At 57.8% G+C, this 5428-nt stretch carries 8 protein-coding genes; 4 read left to right on the plus strand and 4 right to left on the minus strand.

Features of this window, described 5'->3' with window-relative positions:
- The first annotated feature begins 9 nt into the window (after nt 1–9).
- Genes ACH2EH_RS07180 through ACH2EH_RS07190 form a run of 3 tightly spaced genes read left to right on the plus strand, consistent with a single transcriptional unit; the run spans nt 10 to nt 1411 of the window.
- Entirely contained in the window at nt 10–147 is a 138-nt protein-coding gene (locus tag ACH2EH_RS07180) for an MYXO-CTERM sorting domain-containing protein (RefSeq protein ID WP_395140309.1), read from the plus strand.
- A gap of 46 nt (nt 148–193) precedes the next feature.
- A complete protein-coding gene (locus ACH2EH_RS07185) occupies nt 194–892 on the plus strand; it encodes a formylglycine-generating enzyme family protein (protein ID WP_395140297.1) in 699 nt (232 codons plus the stop codon).
- Between the two features lie 48 nt (nt 893–940).
- Nucleotides 941–1411: a hypothetical protein gene (locus tag ACH2EH_RS07190; protein WP_395140298.1), complete on the plus strand. Its 471-nt coding sequence runs from the start codon at nt 941–943 to the stop codon at nt 1409–1411.
- Between the two features lie 2 nt (nt 1412–1413).
- Here ACH2EH_RS07190 and ACH2EH_RS07195 read toward each other — a convergent pair whose 3' ends face one another.
- From ACH2EH_RS07195 to ACH2EH_RS07205, 3 genes are read right to left on the minus strand one after another with little or no spacing between them, the layout of a single operon-like run.
- Nucleotides 1414–2442, minus strand: coding sequence for a TolB family protein (locus ACH2EH_RS07195; protein WP_395140299.1), 1029 nt, complete (start codon nt 2440–2442; stop codon nt 1414–1416).
- A gap of 33 nt (nt 2443–2475) precedes the next feature.
- Complete coding sequence (locus tag ACH2EH_RS07200; RefSeq protein ID WP_395140301.1) at nt 2476–2643, minus strand: hypothetical protein; 168 nt, start codon at nt 2641–2643, stop codon at nt 2476–2478.
- A gap of 35 nt (nt 2644–2678) precedes the next feature.
- Nucleotides 2679–3155 (minus strand): hypothetical protein, encoded by a 477-nt coding sequence (locus tag ACH2EH_RS07205; protein WP_395140303.1) that lies wholly within the window; start codon nt 3153–3155, stop codon nt 2679–2681.
- A gap of 170 nt (nt 3156–3325) precedes the next feature.
- Here ACH2EH_RS07205 and ACH2EH_RS07210 point away from each other — a divergent pair, with 170 nt between their 5' ends.
- The gene (locus ACH2EH_RS07210; RefSeq protein WP_395140305.1) at nt 3326–4831 is read left to right on the plus strand and encodes an ArnT family glycosyltransferase; all 1506 of its coding nucleotides are present in this window, start codon (nt 3326–3328) and stop codon (nt 4829–4831) included.
- On the opposite strand, the gene ACH2EH_RS07215 is transcribed toward ACH2EH_RS07210, so the two are convergent.
- Nucleotides 4828–5428, minus strand: a 601-nt coding sequence (locus ACH2EH_RS07215; RefSeq protein WP_395140307.1) for a rhamnogalacturonan acetylesterase, incomplete at its 5' end; no start/stop codon positions are given. The two genes, ACH2EH_RS07210 and ACH2EH_RS07215, sit on opposite strands and share 4 nt — an antisense overlap.

Genomic DNA, 5428 nt, shown 5'->3' on the forward strand with positions numbered 1-5428 from the left:
GTTCTGGTTATTGGTCTTGCTGTCACTGTTCCTGCTTACGCGGGGCATGATCCCCAGCACCATGCTCCGAACTGTGTCCCTGAGCCTGCGACTCTGAGCCTCGCACTACTTGGCTTGCTTCCTCTTGCACGTCGTCGCAAGAACTAAAACTGGGCACCGGAACTTTCCGCCGCACCGTGTTTGTAGAGAGAGTATGAAAGCTTCTCTACGAATCGGTGCGGCACTGCTCTTTGTGCTCATTGTGCTCTTTCTGAGCGGCTGTCAGCCTGTCACATTACCCACACACCTCCCACCGACTCCGGAAGGAATGGTGCTGATTTCTGCGGGAGAAGCCCTGGTCGGAACCGATGATCCCGACACCGATGAGGAGCGCCGCCCCCAGCACCGGGTTTCTCTTCCCGCATTTTTTATAGATCGCGACGAAGTCACTAACGCTGCGTTTGCACGCTTCCGCCCTGCGCACGCATTCGATCCGGGTCAGGAAAAACTTCCCGTCACGGGCGTGACCTACACCGATGCCGAAGCCTATGCGCATTGGGCGGGCAAGCGGCTCCCCACCGAGGATGAGTGGGAGAAGGCCGCCCGTGGCACGGATGGCCGTCGGTTCCCCTGGGGCGCTACCTGGGATAAGAATAAAGTGACGGCGCGTGCGCCCAAACCGACGCTAAAACTAGCCTGTGGCAAGTACTCACGGGTGCGCCCGGTGGGCTCGGTGCCTGCGGGGGCCAGCCCCTACGGCTGCCGGGATATGGCGGGCAATGCCTGGGAGTGGGTGCAAGGCCACCCCAATGGCAACCCCGAGCAGCGCATTATCAAAGGCGGTGCGGTTGGCTACGGCGAGCGCGGCTGCCGCACCTACGAGCGTGGGATCGAGGGCGCGAAGGCCACCTGAAATGATACCGGATTTCGCTGCGCGAGATCGTTGTAGTACAATAGGGGTATGTTCAAGCTCCGTCTTTCTCTACTTGCCGCCCTGTGCGCCTTGAGTGTCTCGTTTGTTTTTGCTCAGGAGGATAAACCCAAACCCGAGCCTGCCAAGCCACAAGCAATAGTTGCTTCGAAAACCGTAAAGTTTGGGACTGTCAAGGCCGCCGATGGCTCTGTGACCAAGGCGCTGAAAGCCACGGATCTGGTGGGGGCGAAGAAATTGGTCGGCAAAGACGGGGCGTTTGCGGGGACAGTCGTAAAAGTCTTCTCCCCCAGCAGTAACGGCCTGGTGATCTTAAACTTCGACAAAAACTACCGCAACGCGCTTACTGCCGTGCTTCGGGTGAAAAACTACGCCGACTTTCCGGACATGCAGAGCCTCAAGGGCAAGCATGTACTGATCTCTGGCAAGTTTGAGGACTTCAAAGGCAGCCCTGAGGTCGTCCTCACCAAACCCGATCAGCTCAAGTTTATCGTGGAGTAGGTCTAGCCAGCGAGACGCAGCTCGCTCCCACCGTACCAGTCCGCGCCGTTCACTTCCACCTCACTGCCCAAAAGGGAGCGCTGCGCCGTGGGCTTGCGGCGGTCTCCGGCATACAGAGCTTGAAGTGTGATCTGCCGTCCCTGGTAGACACGGCGTGTCCGGTTGTAGGTAGTGACATACTCGTAGCCGTTGGGAGCCAAGGCGAGCCTGCCGTGCTGGGTAAAGGGGGCGGCTTTTCCTGAAGTCAGATCTAGCAGAAGTGACTCCTGCCACATACCGGCCAGGCTATCGCCGCGCTCGCAGCCTAGGAGTACCTGGTCATGATTCCAGGGAACTGGCAGCGCCTTGCGCCAGCGTCCTGGCCCATCCCGGCGGACAAGTGCCTCTGCACCTTGCTCATAGATCACGCGGAACGAGCGTCGCAGACGCCCCGTGGTCTCAAGTAGGTGCAGCAAGGGAGGGCGCTGGTAGCGGTTTTCCGGGCGCTCCCGAGTGGCACAGAGCAGTGTCGCGTTGTCTAACCAGCCCATTGCCTCCAGCTCTGGAGGAAGCAAGACTGTTTTGTTCGTCTCGTGGAGGATACGGTTGTCTAGCACGCGGTACTTCCCACTTGGAGAGAGCAACCCCACCGGACGTTCTGTGAGGGCGATCTGGCGACCCGTACTTGCTTGGATGACATACTTTTTCCGTCCGATAGTCAGGATGACATCGTCTTCATCGAAATAGAACGAAGGCTTGTACTCCGAGGTCGTCTCCCAGAGCTTGCGGTCCTGAGATCCATCCAGAGCGATCTGGTGCAGCTCAAGACGCACAGGATTGAGGCGCTCAAACGAGCGAACAAAGAGAATATGATTACCATCGCGTGACCAGCGTGGGGTGTAGTCCTCCGCGTCGGCATGGGTGAGTGTCTGCTTGCCCGAGCCATCGGGATTGATCCGGTAGAGCTGAAAGTGGCTCTCTTGCTTGGGCGTGTAAAAGCGTGCGGAGACCACAATCGGGCGGTCCAAATTCCGGGGCTGTCGAAACATCATTTTTTCCTTGTTCTGTCCTTACCTAGCTTGAATCTAGCGGGCGGTGGCGCTGCTCGTGGTACTGGTGGAGCCACTCCCGCTGGAGAGGCCGCCCGAGAGACCCGCCTCCGCGGAGATACTGCCTCCGCCACTACAGCCTGAGAGGGCAAAAAGCATGGCACTAAAAACGGTCAAAGCGATGATGAAACGTCTGGTTTTCATAGTTTTATTCCTTTAGGTAAGTCTAGCGAAGCCTGCTAGCGCTTGGTGAGAGAGCGCTTGGTGAGCAGGGAATAGCTCCGAGCAAAAAGATCCGGGCGCGCCGTGAGCTTTGGAAGGACTTGACGTAAGTGAAATGCCCAGTCTTTTGCAAGCTGCATAGGAGTTGAGCCGTGTGCCGATGCCTCTGCAACCCCGATAGGGACTATCAATTGACCATTAGCCGTGATTTTTGCACCGTAATTCCCCAGTGGCTTTACTAGGATATCTTTTGATTTTAGATTGGGATTGTTTAAAATAAATCGGAGGCGATCATGAGAATCATTCACACGAGTTTTCATGTCTTTATTTAAGTCTGAGTCAGACTTAAAGACGAAGAGCGTCTCACCTCCAAGTCCAACCAAACCTTGCTCTTGTGGGGAGATTGGATTGGCGTTTGATTGTGCCACTGACATTGTAAGTAGTGTTATAACTACAGTCGCGAGGGTGATTTGTTGTGCTAAGTGCTTTTTCATGTTTGTTGCCTTTCTTGCAAAACTTGTCTTTATAGACGAGCGGTGGTTTGTATTGGGTTCCGTGCAATATGTCATAGGATTTGTGTCTCAAAATTCACTGTCGAGATGCCAGTAGGTGCGGTAGTCTAAGGGAATGTGTGGCTTTCTGAGGGCGGGTACAATCAGGGTCTATGACACGCACCACACGCTCGGCGCTGCTGCTTATTGGGGCGCTGACACTCTTTCGGCTTTTCTACGGGGCGCAGCTCGGCCTCGCCTGGGACGAGGCGTATTACTGGCAGTGGAGCCGTCACCTGGATCTGTCCTACTACGATCAGGGGCCGGGGATTGCGTACTGTATCAAGCTGGGGACACTGCTCGCGGGGCACACGCACCTCGGCGTTCGGCTGATGCCGATTGTCTTCGCGGCGCTGGGCTCGTGGCTGACGTTTCTGACGGCCCGGCGCTGGCTGGGGGAGGCAGTGGCTTGGTGGATGCTCGTGCTACTCTCCCTCGCGCCACTCTACGCCGCCGGGAGCCTGCTCGCCACCTACGATAGCCCCTTGGTGGTCTGCTGGGCGCTGGCACTCTGGCTCCTGACCAAGGCGCTGCAAGAAAACAAGCCCGCGCTTTGGTACGCCGTGGGGGCGACCGTTGCGCTGGGGATCGCTTCGAAGCTGACGATGTTGATGTTCGCTCCTGGCGTTTTACTCCTGCTGGCGCTAGTGCCCGACTACCGCAAGTGGCTTAAGACGCCGCACCCGTATCTTGCGTTTGGAATTGCCTTGCTGGGGGTCTTGCCCTACGCACTCTGGGATCGGCAGCATGAGCAGATGTTCTCGCTCCATATCCAGACACTCTCCCGCCGCCATACCGACGCTGCGTTTGGCCGCTGGTTCGGGGATTTTCTCGCCGGGCAGGCGCTCTTTGTGGGGCCGATTGCTTGGCTGACCGAGCTCTGGTGCCTGGTGAAGCTCAAGGCTGTTCTTCGTGACGAGAGATCCCGCGCCTTTGTGCTGGCCTTCACGCTGCCGCTCTTGGCGGTCTGCATCTGGACCTCGCTGCGCTCTAAGCTAGAGATCAACTGGCCCACGACCATGCACTTGGCGAGCTTGCTACCGGTGGCAGTGCTCTTTGAACGGCTCTGGCGCGATGGTAAAAAAGCGCTTCCACTGGCAAGTATCGCGCTGAATGTTTTTCTCTGTCTGCTGGCGTTCTTTCCAGGCGCACCGGGCAAACTCGGCCTTACACTGCCTGCACTGCCCTTCACCAAGCTCAACGAGCCCTACGGCTGGCCCGAGCTGATGGCGCAGACGGCGGCGGCGGGCGAGACACTCAAGGCGGAGGGCCGTGAGGTCGCCTATGCCAGCGTGACCTATCGGGTGAACTCCGCGATGGCGTTTTATCTGCCCGGTCAGCCGCAGACCAACGGGCTGTACTTCAATGTCCGGTGGGATAACTACAGGCTCTGGACCGACGAGAAAGCGCTGATTGGCAAGAGCATCGTGCTGGTCAACGATGTGGACGATGCAAAAGAGAGCCTTCCGGTTGCCCGGAAATACTTTGCTTCTGTCGAGCCACTAAAGCCAATTTTGCTCACACGTCCTGGCTACGATGGCCCCGTCAAACATTGGTACATTACTCTCTGCCGGGACTTCAAAGGCTACGACCCAAGCGCCCATCGGAAGGGTTACTAGGGGAGCTTGAGTAGCTTCTTCAGGCCCTCGGCGACAATGCTGGCGTTGAGGGCCGCGCCGTCGGGGCTGGTGTGGGTGTGGTCGCCGAAGAATAGTGCGGCCACTCTCTCTTCGCCTAGCACTTCGTAGCGATCCGCGATCAGGGTGTTCAGATCGAGAAAGTGGACTTTTTCTTGCACTGCTGCCTCTTTGGCCCACTTACCGTAGTCATTGACCGCCCGCCCCACCTTGCCGTCTTTCCAGATATTGCGGGGAATGGGGGAGCAGACCACCACCGTTGCGCCTTTCGCTTTCGCCTCCGTGCTGTATTTTCGCAGATACCAGCCGTAGCTACGGACGGTCTCCTCCTTGCCCGTGGCCTCAACGACGCCCGTCTCGATTTCGTCGCCGTTGCCCTTGAGCGAGGCACGCGGGCGGGTGCCCTTGAACTTATCGCCACCGTCGTTGTGCCCGAACTGCATCACGATGGTATCGCCTTTTTTTAGCTCCTTGGCCACGGCGTCCCAGAGCCCCTCGCCCAGAAATGTCCGGCTGCTACGTCCTCCAAGCGCCTTATTTGTCACTTTGAGCGTGGTGGCATCGAAAAGCGACGGCAGG

It is taken from the genome of Armatimonas sp. (genome assembly GCF_043760365.1).
Lineage (GTDB): Bacteria > Armatimonadota > Armatimonadia > Armatimonadales > Armatimonadaceae > Armatimonas.